This window comes from Acetobacter tropicalis (assembly GCF_030644465.1).
GTDB lineage: Bacteria > Pseudomonadota > Alphaproteobacteria > Acetobacterales > Acetobacteraceae > Acetobacter > Acetobacter tropicalis.
Window position 1 is genome coordinate 3,420,001 of sequence record NZ_JAUYUW010000001.1, and the last position, 15,518, is coordinate 3,435,518.

Below are 15,518 nucleotides of genomic sequence, written 5' to 3' on the forward strand. Positions count from 1 at the left end.
TCCACGCAGGGTTAGTCGGCCCCTAAGGCGAGGGCGAAAGCCGTAGTCGATGGGAATCAGGTGAATAGTCCTGAACCTGCCAGAAGTGACGAATGCAAGATGTTGTCAGTCCTTATCGGATTGGACTGGCTTTTTGCGCATTCCAGGAAATAGCTCTGGCGTATAGACCGTACCCGAAACCGACACAGGTGGACTGGTAGAGAATACCAAGGCGCTTGAGAGAACGATGCTGAAGGAACTAGGCAAATTACTCGTGTAACTTCGGGATAAGCGAGACCCGTTGGTGGGCAACCATTGGCGGGTGGCACAGACCAGGGGGTAGCGACTGTTTAGTAAAAACACAGGGCTCTGCGAAGTCGAAAGACGACGTATAGGGCCTGACGCCTGCCCGGTGCCGGAAGGTTAAGAGGAGGTGTGAGAGCACTGAATTGAAGCCCCGGTAAACGGCGGCCGTAACTATAACGGTCCTAAGGTAGCGAAATTCCTTGTCGGGTAAGTTCCGACCTGCACGAATGGCGTAACGACTTCCCCGCTGTCTCCAGCATCGGCTCAGCGAAATTGAATTCCCCGTGAAGATGCGGGGTATCCGCGGTCAGACGGAAAGACCCTATGAACCTTTACTGCAGCTTTACAGTGGCATCAGAGACATTCTGTGTAGGATAGGTGGGAGGCTTTGAAGCGGGGGCGCCAGTTCCCGTGGAGCCATCCTTGAAATACCACCCTGAATTTTTCTGATGTCTAACCGCGGTCAGTTAGCCTGATCCGGGACCCTGTATGGTGGGCAGTTTGACTGGGGCGGTCGCCTCCCAAAGTGTAACGGAGGCGCGCGATGGTGGGCTCAGGCCGGTCGGAAACCGGCTGTTGAGTGCAATGGCATAAGCCCGCCTGACTGCGAGAGTGACAGCTCGAGCAGAGACGAAAGTCGGCCATAGTGATCCGGTGGTCCCGCGTGGAAGGGCCATCGCTCAACGGATAAAAGGTACTCTAGGGATAACAGGCTGATCTCCCCCAAGAGTCCACATCGACGGGGAGGTTTGGCACCTCGATGTCGGCTCATCACATCCTGGGGCTGGAGCAGGTCCCAAGGGTTCGGCTGTTCGCCGATTAAAGTGGTACGTGAGCTGGGTTTAGAACGTCGTGAGACAGTTCGGTCCCTATCTGCCGTGGATGTTGGAGACTTGAGAGGATTTGTCCCTAGTACGAGAGGACCGGGATGAACACACCTCTGGTGCACCGGTTGTCGCGCCAGCGGCACCGCCGGGTAGCTAAGTGTGGACGGGATAACCGCTGAAAGCATCTAAGCGGGAAACCCACCTCAAAACTAGGTCTCCCCAAGGGCCGTGATAGACCATCACGTCAATAGGCCAGGTGTGAAAGCGCAGTAATGCGTGCAGCTAACTGGTCCTAATCGCCCAATAGGCTCACTCTCTTACCGTTCCCTTAAAAGAACGGCCCGTGCACAGAAATCATCCATGCAAAACGTCATACTTCATCATACCCAACCGTCCACACCACCCCAACTCAAGGGTGATTTGGATGACCTGGTGGCCATGGCGGGGAGTGATCCACCCGATCCCATCCCGAACTCGGCCGTGAAAACCCCCAGCGCCTATGATACTGCGGCTTAAGTCGTGGGAAAGTCGGTCGCCGCCAGGTCTTCCAAATCACCCAAAAATCAACACAAACGCGGGGTGGAGCAGCCCGGTAGCTCGTCAGGCTCATAACCTGAAGGCCGCAGGTTCAAATCCTGCCCCCGCAACCATCTCAAGTCCTTGATAGGACACGATAAACCCGCCCTCAATAGGCGGGTTTTTTTTGTGCACAAATCACACCGCAGGAAACACATAGGAAACAAATGGAAAGGTACCAGGGCGCAATTTTGTCGGTGTTCACGTTCGCGTGAGTTCCGGAGCCAACCTAGAATTGGCACGAGAAGCCACTTACGAAGCGGGTCAACCGGTGAGTGAATGGCGAATACGTCTTACTCGGGGCGCCCAGATCATAGCTTCTCGGTGCACACCGGGTGCTGCGAGTGTTTTGCCGGCAGTGTCTCCAGTGATTAGACCGCTATCAAGCTCTTCACAGAGAGCGTTGAGCGGCCATTCCACCATCCCGCCGTATTTTCGATTGCCACGTGTAAACATAGTATCTCTGGTCCTGAGCCTGCGGCATAAATATGTAGCCGCAGAACATGTCTGACCCCCCTTCAGGATCCCGATGACATGATTCTGGGTATTTTTTAATGTCAGTTTTCAGGGCACAGACTTCACTTCAATCCAAAGTCCAGTTCATGGGAAGACATAGAATACCTCAAGTTTTACAGCTTCAAATCGTTATACATTTATGTGCTGCGCTCATGATGATATGCATTAAATTAGGGCTAATTTTCTATTTTGAAAAATAATAACATAAGAGTTCACGCCGTTGAATGGACTGAAAACAAAAATCTAGATTGGTGAATTATGTCACCATTCATAATGATTTTGTACAAAATCAATAATGGGAGGTTTACATGGAGTTGAACATCAACGGTATTCAGCACCATGTGGATGTCGAACCTGATACTCCCTTGCTCTGGGTTCTGCGCGACGACCTTGCGATGACGGGCACCAAGTATGGCTGTGGGCTGGCGCAGTGCGGGGCCTGCACTGTGCTGGTTGACGGCCAGGCCGTGCGGTCCTGCGTGACTCCTGTTGAAAAAGTGGCGGGCGCGTCGATCACGACCATCGAGGCGATCGAGCAGGATGATCTTGGCAAGCGTGTGGTAGCTGCATGGGTGAAACATCAGGTTCCGCAGTGTGGTTACTGCCAGTCCGGGCAGGTCATGGCCGCGACCTCACTGCTCAGGCAGGTTCCCCACCCCACGGATGCCGATATCGACGCAGCGATGGTCAATCTCTGCCGCTGCGGAACCTATAATGCCATTCGTGCCGCCATTCATGATCTGGCATCCGGTTCAAAGGACGGGGGAGCATAAGAATGGTGAACGGTCTTTTTGATGATGCTCCCCTGATGCAGCAGGGACCGGTCAATCTGTCCAGACGGCGCTTTATGCTGACATCGGCAGGCGCTGCAACGGGCGCATTCGTGCTGGGTTTCGGCCTGCCGGCCCGACAGGCGCGCGCCCAGGCCGCGCAGGGACCAAAATATCGCGGAACACAGGTTCCAGCATTCCTGGAAATCCGTCCGGATAATACCGTGCGCCTGCAAAGCCCCTTCATTGAAGGCGGGCAGGGAACGTTCACCGCCATGGCACAGATCGTCGGCGAGGAACTGGACGCGGACCCTTCGACTTTCCTTGTTGAAAATGCCCCGGCAGGGGATGAATACGCTGTGATGGACAGCGGTATGCGCATCACGGGTGGGAGCATGTCGGTGCAGAACGGTTATCCGGCCATGCGACGTCTCGGTGCACTCGGACGTGAAATGCTGCTTCAGGCCGGGGCGCAGCATCTGGGTGTTCCCGTGTCAGAGCTGACCACTCTGCCGGGACAGGTTGTTCATGCCGCATCGGGCCGAACGGTCACTTATGGAGAACTGGCGCCTGTGGCCATGGATCTCCCGGTGCCTGATCCGGCCAGCGTAAAGCTGAGAGATCCGTCGCAGTTCCGCTGGATCGGCAAATCGGTCAAGCGGCTGGATATCTACGAGAAATCGACAGGCAAGGTCGACTACGCAATTGATGTGCGGGTTGATGGCATGCTGCACGCAGCGGTCCAGCATGCGCCGCGCCTTGGCATGACGGTTGGCTCCATCCGCAACGAAGAACAGGTGAGCCAGATGAAGGGTGTTCACTCCGTTCATCGTCTGCCGGGGGCGGTGGCGGTCGTGGCCGAGCGGTGGTGGCACGCCAGACGCGGGGTTGAAGCTCTGCTGGTGAACTGGGTCGAGGCTGAACCGGGGGCAGCCTCAGACATTCGTGTGATGCCAGCGGATTTTTCGACGGAAGAGTTCAGGAAACATCTGGCGACAGTATCCGGGAAAGAAGAGAACGCGGAGACCAAAGGCGATGTGACGCGTGGATTGAAAAACGCCCATACAGTCGTCGAGGCAACGTATTTCAGCCAGTACGTGAACCATGGGCAGCTTGAGCCTCCTTCCGCACTGGCACGGTATAATCCCGATGGAACACTCGACATCTGGCTCCCCAACCAGGCCCCCGACATGTTCCGTGCCGATATGGCCAGGCGCACCGGGATGGATGCCGAAAAGATCACGATTCATTCACCGTTACTGGGTGGGTTTTTCGGACGTCATTTCCTTTACGACCATGGTAGCCCCTATCCGCAGGCCATTGCGCTCGCCAAAGCGACGGGTCGGCCCATCAAGCTGATCTGGACCCGTGAGGAAGAGTTCCTGCGCGATGCCCTGCGTCCCATGGCGGCCGTGCGGTTCCGTGCGGGGCTTGATGCCACTGGTCGTCCTGTTGCGCTTGACGTCGTCAGCGCTACGGAAGGAGCAACGGAAGGTCTCGGGACGAAGCGCGGAAAAGACCTTGACCCGACAGCCCTCGAAGGACTGACCAACAAGGCCTACGATATTCCCGACCGTCGGATCGCCCAGTTGTTCGTCAGAAATCCGGCGACGCTGGGATACTGGCGTTCCGTCGGGAATTCCATGAATGACTTTCTCTATGAAACATTTCTGGACGAACTTGCGGACAAGGGACATCAGGACCCCTACGAGCTTCGGTTACACCTGCTCCGGGACAACAGGCGTCTGACGACTTTGCTCAAGGCGGTCGCAGACCTGTCGGGCGGCTGGAAGCGTGGCCCGTTTACGGCGGCAGATGGTTCACGCCGTGCGCGCGGGATTGGCATGGCGTCACCTTTCGGGTCTGAAGCTGCGGCGATTGCGGAAGTGTCGATCGAAAACGGGCGTGTCAGGGTGCACGAGGTCTGGGAAGCCATCGACCCTGGAAAGGTCGTGAACCCCGCGATTGTGGAAGCGCAGGTCAATGGAGCCATAGCTCTCGGACTGTCTCAGGTGCTTCTTGAAGAGACTGTTTACGAGAACGGTATGCCGCGTGCGCGGAACTATGATGGCTACCCAATTCTCGCTCTGAATCAGATGCCTCGTGTGCATGTGAAGATTGTCGAGAGTGGCGAGAAGATGGGTGGCGTCGGGGAGCCACCGCTGCCTGCCATCCCACCCGCGGTGGCGAACGCGGTTTCGACCCTGACCGGGCGGCGTATCCGAAGCATGCCGCTGTCACGTCATGATTTTGCAAGCTGAGACTTTGATCGTCGTCTGGCACGTCCCGCGTGCAGCAGAAAGAGTGCGGAACTGAACATGACTAACCGCCTGAAGAAAATTTTCGCAGTCGTGATCCCTGCGTCGGCTGTTCTGGCTGCGGGAGCGGCATGGTTCGTGACCCGTCTCCCTGCGTCGTCCTTTGAGAAAACCGGTTCTCAGGAAGAGCCGTCGGCGCAACTCGTGGCGCGAGGGGAGTATGTGTCCCGTCTGACGGATTGCGTGGCCTGTCACAGTGTGCCGGGTGGGGCAGCCTATACCGGGGGCCTGAAGATGGTGACGCCGATGGGCGCAATCTTCGCCACGAACATCACGCCTGACCGTGAGACGGGGATCGGTGCCTATACGCTGGCGGATTTCGACAGGGCGCTTCGTTCCGGCGTGGCAAAGGATGGGCACCGTCTTTATCCGGCCATGCCCTATCCGTCCTATGCCAAGCTTTCTGACGATGATGTCAAAGCGCTTTATGCCTATTTCATGAAGGGCGTCCCGGCCGTTCATCAGGAAAACCGTGAAAGCACGATCCCCTGGCCGCTGAACATGCGCTGGCCTCTGGCTTTCTGGAATGTGGTTTTTGCCCCGTCAGACGTTTATCGCCCGGACACGTCGAAAGATGCCCAATGGAACCGCGGGGCCTATCTTGTTGAAGGGGCGGGGCACTGCGGGGCCTGTCATACGCCGCGAAGTCTGGCCTTCAACGAAAAGGGGACAGACAGCCATAGTGCGGCCTTTGTCTCCGGCGCTCTGATCGATGGTTGGTTCGCGCCTAGCCTGCGCAACGACCCCAATACGGGGCTGGGCCGGTGGAGTGAGGACGATATCTTCCGTTTTCTCAAGACCGGCCGGAACGACCATGCCGTCGTGTTCGGCTCCATGACAGAGGCTTTCAACAACTCGACGCAGTTTTTCTCGGATGATGATCTACGGGCTGTGGCACACTATCTCAAATCCCTGCCTGGCGACGGGCAACGGGATGGTGCTCCGTGGCAGTATGAGCCGACACAGGCCAGGGCACTCCAACCCGCCGGACGGCAGGGCATCCCCGGTGCGCAGACCTACATGGCGAAATGCAGCTTCTGTCATGGGGCGGATGGGCGCGGGCAGGGGCAGTGGGTTCCGCCGCTGGCAGGAGCAGCTTCGTCTCTGGTGCCGGACAGTTCCTCTTCCATCAACGTCACACTCAACGGGTCTGGCCGTGTCGTCGCGGCCGGTGTGCCGGATTCCTACCGAATGCCGTCATATCGCGAGCAGCTCTCCGACGGGGAAATCGCAGATGTGCTGACTTTTATCCGATCTTCGTGGGGAAACCGGCAGTCTCCCGTGATGAAGCCGGATGTGAAAAAACTCAGGGAGCAGACCGTTCCTGCCAGCAGCAGTCCGGTTATTTTGAAAACTCGTTGAATTTCTCGGGGATTGAAAAAAACGAGTGTTACGATGCCCGAGTGCAGGTGCCGAATGCGTGATGAAGGATGCCGACATGACACGAATTAATGCCAGTCTTTCCGGAGAGTTCCTGCTAGGCGGAGAAATTTCCGTTCATCGTCTAGGGTTTGGTGCAATGCGCCTTACCGGACCGGGTGTGTGGGGAGAGCCTGAGGATCGGGAAGAGGCCCTGCGCGTCTTGCGCCGCCTGCCGGAAATCGGTGTCAATTTCATCGACACCGCGGACAGCTATGGCCCTTTCGTCAGCGAGGATCTGATTGCCGAGGCTCTGGCGCCTTACAGGGGCCTGACCATTGCGACGAAAGGCGGTCTGGTTCGTCCTGGCCGGACGGAAGGACAATGGCCGCAGGTCGGGGACCCAAACTATCTCGGGCAGGCTGTTCGTCTGAGCCTTCGGCGGCTGAAGGTTGAACGGATCGATCTCTGGCAGCTTCACAGGATCGATCCCAAACTTCCAGCAGAGGGACAGTTTGAGACCATTCGCTCCTTTATCGATCAGGGCTTCATCCGATATGCCGGGCTGAGTCAGGTGTCGGTCGCGGAGATTGAGGCTGCCAGAAAGATATTCCCGGTCGCTACTGTTCAGAACCGGTACAATCTGACCGACCGTGCGGATGAAGATGTGCTGGAATACTGTGAAGCCAATGGCATCGGTTTTATGCCCTGGTTTCCTCTGGCGGCAGGCGAACTGGCAAAGCCGGGCGGGATTGTCGATAGCATTGCCAGAAAACATGGTGCGACACCGGGTCAGATCGCATTGGCATGGCTCCTCAGGCGTAGTCCCGTGATGTTGCCCATTCCGGGAACCAGCCGTGTCAGCCATCTGGAAGAGAACGTTGCTGCGGCTGCGATCACGCTTTCGGATGAAGAATTCGACCAGCTCGATGCCGCGTCGAGAAGTCTATAAAAGGGTATCCTCCCCCTGACACAGGCAGGCGTGCTGGTGTCAGGGGGAAGTGGCAGTCGGAGGAGGGCCGGTTGTTACCAGGCGTAAGCTTCGGGTGCTTCACCGCCGGGGCCGGGCCAGATTTCATCCAGACGCTTCAATGTGTCTGGAGAGAGACTAACGTCCAGTGCTTTAAGACTGCTTGCCAACTGCTCCTGCGTGCGGGGGCCGACGATTGGGGCTGTCACGACAGGGTTGTGGAGCAGCCAGGCCAGTGCGACGTCAGCGGGCTGTTCGCCAAGTTCCGCGCAGAGGGATTCATAGGCTTCAAGCTGTGGTCGGTATTTCTCGATTTCCTTGAGTTTGCTGGCTCTGCGCGTACCGTTTTCCTTACCAAGAACGCCACCGAGCAGACCGCCGCCAAGCGGGCTCCACGGGATGATGCCGAGACCATGGTGCCGACAGGAGGGAATGACCTCAAGTTCGATCATGCGGGCGGTCAGGTTGTACAGGCTCTGTTCCGAGACCAGCCCCATGAAGTTCCGGGCTTTGGCCGCGGCCTGTGCGGTGGCAACGTGCCAGCCGCCGAAATTGCTGCTGCCGACGTAAAGTACTTTGCCCTGCTGAACGAGCAGTTCCATTGCCTGCCAGATTTCTTCCCAAGGCGTCCGGTGATCGATGTGGTGCATCTGATACAGATCGATATGATCTGTCTTGAGGCGTCGCAGGCTGTCCTCACAGGCCTTTCTGATGTGATAGGCTGACAGATATTTGTCGTTCGGACCCAGCCCCATCGGCTGGTACACCTTGGTGGACAGGACGATCTGGTTCCGGCGATTTGTATCTTTTGAGAGCCAGTTGCCGATGATCTCTTCGGACGTGCCAAAACCCTGTGCCATGTCCGGTGTTTGTGGCCCACCGTAAACGTCGGCGGTGTCGAAGAAATTGATCCCGGAGTCCAGCGCAGCGTCCATGATGGTGAAAGCCGTTGGTTCATCCGTAACCATACCGAAATTCATGGTGCCCAGACAGAACTTACTGACTTTCAGACCTGTCCGACCAAGATATGTATAGTGCATGGTCAATCCTTCCGTGTTTGATCGCGCCTCGTTACCGCTGTAAATTCCTTCCTGTTTTCGAATGACAGGAGCCTGAAGCGACCTTTCAGGTAACTATTTGGGCCGCCGATTATCCGTTGAAACAGCTCTGTCTATCGATCAGCTCTTGATGAAGGCGCTAATGAGGGAAAAGATAGCCCTTTTCCCAGGCAGGGATTAGCCCTTTCATTATAGACATGGTCATGAGGTATTCTCATGAGTGTGAGTAAACTGTGTATGGTTTAAAGCATCCTTACAACAGTGCCATTTTTACTCAATTACATTAGTGGGGCATCGGATCTTCTTGACTGATACCGGGCAATTTTTCAGCCAAAGTATCGACGATTACACGCAGGCGTTTGGGTAATGTTGGCGTTTCTGGCCAGACAGCGAACGTGTCAACAGCAGTAGAGGGAAATCCGTCCAGGAGAGAGAGAAGGCGACCTTCATTCAGATGAGGTCTGATAAGCCAGTCTGGTAACCACGCAATCCCTAGTCCTGCAACGGCAGCATCGACAATCGCCTCGAGATTGTCGAACTGAAGACGCCACTTTAATTTACAGTTCTGTAGATTGCCGTCCAGATCCCTTAACTGCCACGGGAAAAGCCTGTTTGAACGCCAGTAAACCAAGGCATCGTGCATCTCAAGATCATGAATTGTTTGAGGTTTGGCACGTTCGGAAAAATATGATGGTGCAGCACAAACAATTTTATTCTGACTGCATATTTTTCGAATGCGTAATCCGCTTCCGTCTGCGATCGGACCTTGGCGGATTACCAGATCAAAACCTTCTCCTATCACGTCCACAAGGAGATCGCTGAAGCGCAGATCAAGATCAAGATTGGGATATTGGCGGGCCAGTTCCAAAAGAATCGGTGTGACACAATGACGACCAAACAAGATTGGCATCGACACGCGAACCTTGCCAGCAACGTCGGTACGACCCGCGTGGAGCTGTTCTTCTCCCGAGCGTAATTCCTTAAGGGCGCGTCGACATTTATCGTAATAGATCTGCCCTTCTTCGGTCAGGGTGAGAACGCGCGTTGTCCGGTTGAAGAGCCTGGCGTCAAGCCGTTCCTCCAGTCGTGCCACGGCCTTTCCCACAGCAGAACGCGACAGACCGAGACGCTCTGCCGCGCGGGAGAAACCGCCTGCCTCAACGGCTTCGACAAAGACGGATATATTTTCAAGGCGGTGGTGCATGGTGCCCTTATTGTAGAATTATACGCTCATATTATGGGAATGGATTTCGCCACACGCTCATATAATTCTACATTATAAACTTACCGAGGCCCAGCGTGGAGTTGGTCGGAAGAGTGTCGCTCTTTGCCCACCCTCTGCGGCAAAAACATAGTGCAGGATTATCTATCATGCTGATTTCTATCGTATATCACAGTGGTTATGGCCATACCGCGAGGCAGGCAGAAGCGGTTGCGGAAGGCGCGCGTCGCGTGGCGGGAGCCGATGTGAAGCTGACTTCGATCGGTGACGGGGAGATTCCCTGGGACACGCTGGAAGCCAGTGACGCGATTATCTTTGGTTCGCCGACCTATAACGGCCTGATCAGCGCGAAATTCAAGGAATTCATGGAAGCCTCGACCAAGACGGCATGGTTCGAGCAGAAATGGCTTAACAAGATTGCGGCGGGGTTCACCAACTCTGGTGCACAGCACGGCGACAAGCTCAACTCGCTGGTGTCCATCGCGCTCTTTGCTGCCCAGCATGGCATGACGTGGGTCAATCTCGGCCTGATGCCCGGCAACAGCAGCAGTACCGGCAGTGTGAACGATCTGAACCGCATCGGAAGCTGGCTGGGTGCCATGGCGCAGTCCAACAATGATCAGGCCCCGGATGTGACGCCGATCAAGAGCGATCTCGACACGGCGGCCCATCTTGGGCAGCGTGTGGCGGAAATCACCCAGCGTTTTGTCTCGGGTTCAACACAGGGCAAGTAACTTTTGGAACGCTCGGTTCTGCTGCGTATGCGGCAGCGGAAGAGCATTGTCTCTTTCGCTTCGAGCGGTGTCGTGGAGGACGCGAGACGATGTCAAATACTCCATCTCTGACGCTGGAAGATGTGCGCGGTGTGGCTCCTGCTCTGGCGCATTATACGGAAACCGCAATTATTGGGGATCTGTGGGCGCGCTCCGGTCTTTCCGCACGTGACCGAAGTCTCGTGACTGTCTCCGCTCTCGTGGCTGGAGAGCGGACAATCGGGTTCGCGCATTATTTCATCAGGGCGCTCGATAGTGGTGTGACACCTGGTGAACTGTCTGAACTCATCACGCATGTCGCTTTTTATGCGGGGTGGTCAACGGCGTTTAATGCGGTTGCCATTCCAGTCGTGGCGCTGACCAGACGTCTTCCACGCAGACATCTTTTGATCGGCCGGCTTTCCAGAGTTTTATCGATCCGGCGTTGATGATTATTCTCGTGAACGCAAGGGTATTTTCAAACCGGAAAAACGAAGCGGAAATGTCAGGCTCGTAAAAGGAGCGAGCCTGACACTATGCCTGCCTGTTACCAGGGTTGGTTTACAGGACCGACCGTGAATTCATTGACAGTGGTGTCTTCCGGTAGGTCGATGGCAAACGCAACGACTTTGGCAACGCGATCAGGCGAGATGCCATACGTCTTGTAAAGACCCTGCATCTGTTCCTGCACGGCACTGTCCGTGATGGAATCAAGCAACTCGGTGTTGATCGCAGCGGGGTAGAGCGTTGCGGTACGGATGTTGCTGTTCGCGGATGCGGACTCCATACGCAGCACTTCCATGAAATTGCGCACGAACCATTTCGTGCCGCCGTAGACGGCGCATCCCGGATAGGCCTTGATGCCGGCAACGGATGACGTCGCAATGATCTGTCCGGATTTCTGCTCCAGAAAAGTCGGCATGACGGCTGCCACGCCGTTCAGGACGCCCTTGATGTTGACGTCGACCATCCTGTTCCAGTCATCGGTTTTGAGTGCTGAAACCGGAGAATTGGGCATGAGGCCCGCGTTCAGGAAGATGACATCCACACGGCCGAACGTATCCTTGGCGAATTGTACAATGCGTTCGTTATCAGATGGCTTCGTGACGTCCAGAACCTGATAGGCAGCCTGACCACCAGCTTTCTCAATGTCAGTCACGATCTGCTTTAGCTGGCTCTCCCGGCGCGCACCGAGGACAACTTTTGCCCCCTTTGCTGCCAGTAGCTTTGCCGCTGCTTCGCCAATCCCTGAGGAAGCGCCCGTGATGAGGACGACTTTATCTTTAACCATTTATGGTAATCCTATGCGGTTTGAGTGTTGCCACGCAGCAATCGACAGAGTGTTCAGAGACTACGATTTTTAGTCTGTCTGAAGCCTTGTGCATGGGAAAAAATCTCTAGAGCGTCAGTTCGAAACTGACGTCGATAAGATTTTCGATGAGAGCATCAGAAACGCTGCCATCCAGCAGGATACTGATCCAGTGGGATTTGTTCATATGGTAGGCCGGAACAATTCCTTCTGTCGTAAGATAATCCTGTATATTTTCCGGGCGGCATTTGACGTCGAGAATATCGACATTCCCGCCTTCACTCAGCTTGAGTGTCTGACGGGGCACATTCAAGATAAGTCCAAACCACGTCTCGCGATCTTCGTGCCGGAGTGCGATATAGTCGGGAAAGTAATGAAAGGAATGGTCTGGGATCGTATCGTATTTTCTTTTGACGTAGGATAAAACACACTGTTTCTGACTCAGGTTCATATGGTGGTTCCTCAGACAATACTTAATACATCAATGGTATTATGTATTTTGCTTAAAGAGCTTCCACCTGCATTTTTATGCGACCGGTAAGAGCAAGCCCCTCAAGGTTGTCTTCAATCTGGCCTAGCTTGATGAGGCCAGATGAATATTCAAAATTACGATAAAAGATGGCGATATTTCCCCAAGGAGCATAATAGGTAATGTCACCTGCGGAAGGAGCATATCCTTTGGGTGCTTTGTCGCTCGACAAATGCCTGGGAAGGTCACAGATTTTCTCAGTCGTATTGTAATCTTCAAGCATCAAGGTCATTGGCAAAAGAGAGAGAAAATCTCTCCCGGAAGGAGTGTCTTCCAACGAAGCAAAGATCACTTGTTCTCCAAGTGTCAGACGTATTTTCATATTCACCTTTCTTCCGTCTGGAGATGAAACCTTTGCGAAAACCGTAACGTGGGTGACACATTCAGACCGACTTACGCAGTAGACGGGCTCACCGAGCTTTGTAGAAACAAAATACGCCGTGATCTTGCCGCTGAGAATCACTCATCCGGTACGCCTGACTTAACCATTATAGCGATATAAAAAGCTTGGGTTTAGAGGCGATATTTAGAACATAGAGATGAGTATATTTCATGAATGCTGCTGGATGGGATCTTGGTCTAATTAATGAAATCTACTCATTTTGATCATGATATTATACGGTCTAGTTCTGGCACATCATCTGGTTTATTCAGCACATGCTTGATGAGTTCCTTATTGTGATTAAAATTATTTCTCGTTTTTATTCACAATATACTTAAGAAAATACAGAATAATTCAAAAAATGGTCCTTATATTTCGAAGGAGGGCCACTCAGTTGAGGTATAATGAAAGAAGTATCTGAAATATCACCTGATGTGGAAGTGGAGCCAGAAGCGATATCTGGCTCGTGGAGCGGCGTGCTCGCCATGTCTCTCGGCGCATTCGCTCTCATTGCATCCGAATTTATGCCCGTCAGTCTCTTGACCCCGATTGCGGCTGATTTACAGATCAGTGAAGGGCAGGCTGGGCAGGCCATTTCAGTTTCTGGTGCTTTTGCCGTATTGACGAGCCTGTTCATATCTTCCCTGACCAGAGGGCTCGATCGCAAACGGCTCCTGTTGGGGCTGATTGGTGTGATGATTGTTTCCGGGAGTGTGGTGTCCGTCGCACCCAATTATCTCATTTTCATGCTCGGCCGCGCTTTAATCGGGGTGGTCATTGGCGGCTTTTGGTCTATGTCGGCTGCTACAGTCATGCGGTTGGTAGAAGAACATCATGTTCCACGGGCTCTGGCTATTCTGAACGGCGGAAATGCTCTGGCAACCGTTATCGCAGCTCCTGCAGGCAGTTTCCTTGGCGGTCTGATCGGTTGGCGTGGAGCATTTTTTTGTGTTGTTCCTGTTGCTGTTATTGTCTTCCTTTGGCAACTGGTAAGTCTGCCGTCCATGATGTCTGGCAAGACTCATGCGTCACCAAATGTTTTTAGGTTGCTCAAAAAGCCTCTGGTCGCCGTTGGGATGGCGGGAGCAGGCCTTTTCTTTATGGGGCAGTTTAGTCTGTTTACTTATGTAAGACCATTTCTTGAAATTGTTGCTCACGTCAACGTCTCCACTCTGTCGTTCATTTTGTTGCTGATAGGGGTCTCCGGTCTTGTGGGAACCTTGCTGATTGGCGGGTTGTTGAAGAACAGCGTTTATCCGGTTCTTATTATCATTCCATTTATTATGGCGTTACTGGCTGTCGGGCTTCTTTGCCTGGGTAAGTCGATCGTGATGTCTGCCGTCATTCTTACCATCTGGGGGATGTTTGCGACATCTGCCCCTGTTGGCTGGTGGACCTGGCTGGCGAGAACGCTTCCCAATGATGCTGAAGCAGGAGGTGGGCTTATGGTTGCGGTCGTACAATTGGCTATTACCATGGGAGCAACCTGCGGGGGAATTCTCTTCGATGGCAGCGGATATCGTGCGACCTTTGGTGTGAGCGCACTCATTCTCACAGCAGCGTCATTCAGCGCGTTAATGGCAAACCGCATATACAAACGCGGAGTATAGTGCGTGTCGCCATATTAAAGTAAAATCTAACGTAATATTTGAACGTTAATTTTAATATCTCCCCCATTTTTAATCTTGAAAATGGGGGGCTTGTTGAAATTCAAGGGGTGCTTTTATGAAGGCGCATTTCGTCAATAAAAAGAGAAAGTGGAGCAACATTTTCATGGTGTCTTGGGAAGCAGAGATGATACCCGGACCAGTAAGGGCACCAGTCTTCTAAAACCTGCAGAAGGCGTCCTTCCTGAATGTATTTTCGTGCTACCATTTCAGGCATATGAGCCAAACCTAAGCCTTCCAGGCAGGCATCTCGAATGGGAAAGATGCTATTAAAAATTAAAGATCCTTCTACCTTCACGGTTATGTCTTTCCCCTTTTTCTCGAACTCCCAGGCGTAAATGCGACCATGCGTTGGAAGCCGTAAGGTCAGACAATTATGATTTAATAAATCCTTTGGGTGTTTCGGTTTGGGGTTTTTTGAAAAATATTCAGGTGATCCAGCTACAACAAAACGAATATCTGGTGTGATAGGAACAGATGTCATTTCTTTTGTAATATTTTCACCAAGTCGAATTGCTCCATCAAAATCTTCAGAAAAAATATCAATAAGTTTAAGATCTGCTACAAACTCCATATTGATTTTGGGGTATTTTTGGACGAATTCTTTTATCTTAGGCAGGACAACGTAAGCCAGAGCATCATCAGGCATTGTAATTCGAAGATTTCCAGATTCCTGATTTCTTAATTCTCCTAATGATGTCAGTTGATTTTCTATTTGGTCTAAATGTGGGGCAATGCCGCTGATCAGTTGCTGTCCAGCAGTTGTGGGCGTAACGCTTCTTGTCGTGCGGGTCAGCAATCTCAAGTCAAGGCGCTCTTCCAAAAGACGAATGGTATGGCTGAGTGCCGATTGTGATACGCCTAATTTCGCGGCAGCTTTTGTAAAACTTTTTGCCCGTGCAACAGCGACCAGAGCGGTTAAATCATTCAAGTTTTCGCGTGCCATGTAATCGTCCCGATCCGCCGTATTTTAGTTAA

General features: G+C 53.5%; 13 protein-coding genes, 1 tRNA gene and 2 rRNA genes (1 of these 16 running past the window's edge). 10 read left to right on the plus strand and 6 right to left on the minus strand.

Going from position 1 to position 15,518, the window contains the following annotated elements:
- The 7 genes from QWU00_RS15405 to QWU00_RS15435 all read left to right on the plus strand — a co-directional run.
- A 23S ribosomal RNA gene (locus QWU00_RS15405) occupies positions 1-1,429 on the plus strand; it begins 1,312 nt to the left of the window's first position.
- A 111-nt stretch (positions 1,430-1,540) separates the two neighbouring features.
- A 5S ribosomal RNA gene (rrf, locus tag QWU00_RS15410) occupies positions 1,541-1,656 on the plus strand.
- Between the two features lie 29 nt (positions 1,657-1,685).
- Positions 1,686-1,762, plus strand: a tRNA-Met gene (locus tag QWU00_RS15415).
- A gap of 750 nt (positions 1,763-2,512) precedes the next feature.
- Positions 2,513-2,977, plus strand: coding sequence for a (2Fe-2S)-binding protein (locus tag QWU00_RS15420; RefSeq protein ID WP_035380748.1), 465 nt, complete (start codon positions 2,513-2,515; stop codon positions 2,975-2,977).
- Between the two features lie 2 nt (positions 2,978-2,979).
- On the plus strand, positions 2,980-5,235 hold the full coding sequence (locus QWU00_RS15425; protein ID WP_035380750.1) for a xanthine dehydrogenase family protein molybdopterin-binding subunit: 2,256 nt from the start codon (positions 2,980-2,982) through the stop codon (positions 5,233-5,235).
- Positions 5,236-5,292: 57 nt separating this feature from the next.
- Entirely contained in the window at positions 5,293-6,654 is a 1,362-nt protein-coding gene (locus QWU00_RS15430; protein WP_035380752.1) for a c-type cytochrome, read from the plus strand.
- Positions 6,655-6,730: 76 nt separating this feature from the next.
- Positions 6,731-7,603: an aldo/keto reductase gene (locus tag QWU00_RS15435; protein WP_166443807.1), complete on the plus strand. Its 873-nt coding sequence runs from the start codon at positions 6,731-6,733 to the stop codon at positions 7,601-7,603.
- A 74-nt stretch (positions 7,604-7,677) separates the two neighbouring features.
- Here QWU00_RS15435 and QWU00_RS15440 read toward each other — a convergent pair whose 3' ends face one another.
- A complete protein-coding gene (locus QWU00_RS15440) occupies positions 7,678-8,661 on the minus strand; it encodes an aldo/keto reductase (RefSeq protein WP_035380756.1) in 984 nt (327 codons plus the stop codon).
- A 301-nt stretch (positions 8,662-8,962) separates the two neighbouring features.
- Entirely contained in the window at positions 8,963-9,883 is a 921-nt protein-coding gene (locus QWU00_RS15445; protein ID WP_035380758.1) for a LysR family transcriptional regulator, read from the minus strand.
- 167 nt (positions 9,884-10,050) lie between these two features.
- Between QWU00_RS15445 and QWU00_RS15450 the strand changes: the two genes are divergently transcribed.
- Positions 10,051-10,635: a flavodoxin family protein gene (locus QWU00_RS15450; protein WP_035380760.1), complete on the plus strand. Its 585-nt coding sequence runs from the start codon at positions 10,051-10,053 to the stop codon at positions 10,633-10,635.
- A gap of 89 nt (positions 10,636-10,724) precedes the next feature.
- A complete protein-coding gene (locus QWU00_RS15455) occupies positions 10,725-11,102 on the plus strand; it encodes a carboxymuconolactone decarboxylase family protein (RefSeq protein ID WP_231551758.1) in 378 nt (125 codons plus the stop codon).
- 98 nt (positions 11,103-11,200) lie between these two features.
- On the opposite strand, the gene QWU00_RS15460 is transcribed toward QWU00_RS15455, so the two are convergent.
- The 3 genes from QWU00_RS15460 to QWU00_RS15470 all read right to left on the minus strand — a co-directional run bounded on the left by QWU00_RS15460 (position 11,201) and on the right by QWU00_RS15470 (position 12,813).
- A complete protein-coding gene (locus QWU00_RS15460; protein WP_035380762.1) occupies positions 11,201-11,944 on the minus strand; it encodes an SDR family oxidoreductase in 744 nt (247 codons plus the stop codon).
- Between the two features lie 106 nt (positions 11,945-12,050).
- Entirely contained in the window at positions 12,051-12,413 is a 363-nt protein-coding gene (locus QWU00_RS15465) for an MmcQ/YjbR family DNA-binding protein (RefSeq protein WP_035380764.1), read from the minus strand.
- Between the two features lie 52 nt (positions 12,414-12,465).
- Entirely contained in the window at positions 12,466-12,813 is a 348-nt protein-coding gene (locus tag QWU00_RS15470; RefSeq protein WP_035380766.1) for a cyclophilin-like fold protein, read from the minus strand.
- A gap of 464 nt (positions 12,814-13,277) precedes the next feature.
- Between QWU00_RS15470 and QWU00_RS15475 the strand changes: the two genes are divergently transcribed.
- A complete protein-coding gene (locus QWU00_RS15475; RefSeq protein ID WP_035380768.1) occupies positions 13,278-14,483 on the plus strand; it encodes an MFS transporter in 1,206 nt (401 codons plus the stop codon).
- 100 nt (positions 14,484-14,583) lie between these two features.
- Here QWU00_RS15475 and QWU00_RS15480 read toward each other — a convergent pair whose 3' ends face one another.
- Positions 14,584-15,486 (minus strand): LysR family transcriptional regulator, encoded by a 903-nt coding sequence (locus tag QWU00_RS15480; RefSeq protein WP_035380770.1) that lies wholly within the window; start codon positions 15,484-15,486, stop codon positions 14,584-14,586.
- Positions 15,487-15,518 lie beyond the last annotated feature (32 nt).

Coding starts and splice junctions, on each gene's coding strand:
- QWU00_RS15420 (WP_035380748.1), top strand. CDS start 2,513: ATGGAGTTGAACATCAACGGTATTCAGCACCATGTGGATGTCGAACCT.
- QWU00_RS15425 (WP_035380750.1), top strand. CDS start 2,980: ATGGTGAACGGTCTTTTTGATGATGCTCCCCTGATGCAGCAGGGACCG.
- QWU00_RS15430 (WP_035380752.1), top strand. CDS start 5,293: ATGACTAACCGCCTGAAGAAAATTTTCGCAGTCGTGATCCCTGCGTCG.
- QWU00_RS15435 (WP_166443807.1), top strand. CDS start 6,731: ATGACACGAATTAATGCCAGTCTTTCCGGAGAGTTCCTGCTAGGCGGA.
- QWU00_RS15440 (WP_035380756.1), bottom strand. CDS start 8,661: ATGCACTATACATATCTTGGTCGGACAGGTCTGAAAGTCAGTAAGTTC.
- QWU00_RS15445 (WP_035380758.1), bottom strand. CDS start 9,883: ATGCACCACCGCCTTGAAAATATATCCGTCTTTGTCGAAGCCGTTGAG.
- QWU00_RS15450 (WP_035380760.1), top strand. CDS start 10,051: ATGCTGATTTCTATCGTATATCACAGTGGTTATGGCCATACCGCGAGG.
- QWU00_RS15455 (WP_231551758.1), top strand. CDS start 10,725: ATGTCAAATACTCCATCTCTGACGCTGGAAGATGTGCGCGGTGTGGCT.
- QWU00_RS15460 (WP_035380762.1), bottom strand. CDS start 11,944: ATGGTTAAAGATAAAGTCGTCCTCATCACGGGCGCTTCCTCAGGGATT.
- QWU00_RS15465 (WP_035380764.1), bottom strand. CDS start 12,413: ATGAACCTGAGTCAGAAACAGTGTGTTTTATCCTACGTCAAAAGAAAA.
- QWU00_RS15470 (WP_035380766.1), bottom strand. CDS start 12,813: ATGAAAATACGTCTGACACTTGGAGAACAAGTGATCTTTGCTTCGTTG.
- QWU00_RS15475 (WP_035380768.1), top strand. CDS start 13,278: ATGAAAGAAGTATCTGAAATATCACCTGATGTGGAAGTGGAGCCAGAA.
- QWU00_RS15480 (WP_035380770.1), bottom strand. CDS start 15,486: ATGGCACGCGAAAACTTGAATGATTTAACCGCTCTGGTCGCTGTTGCA.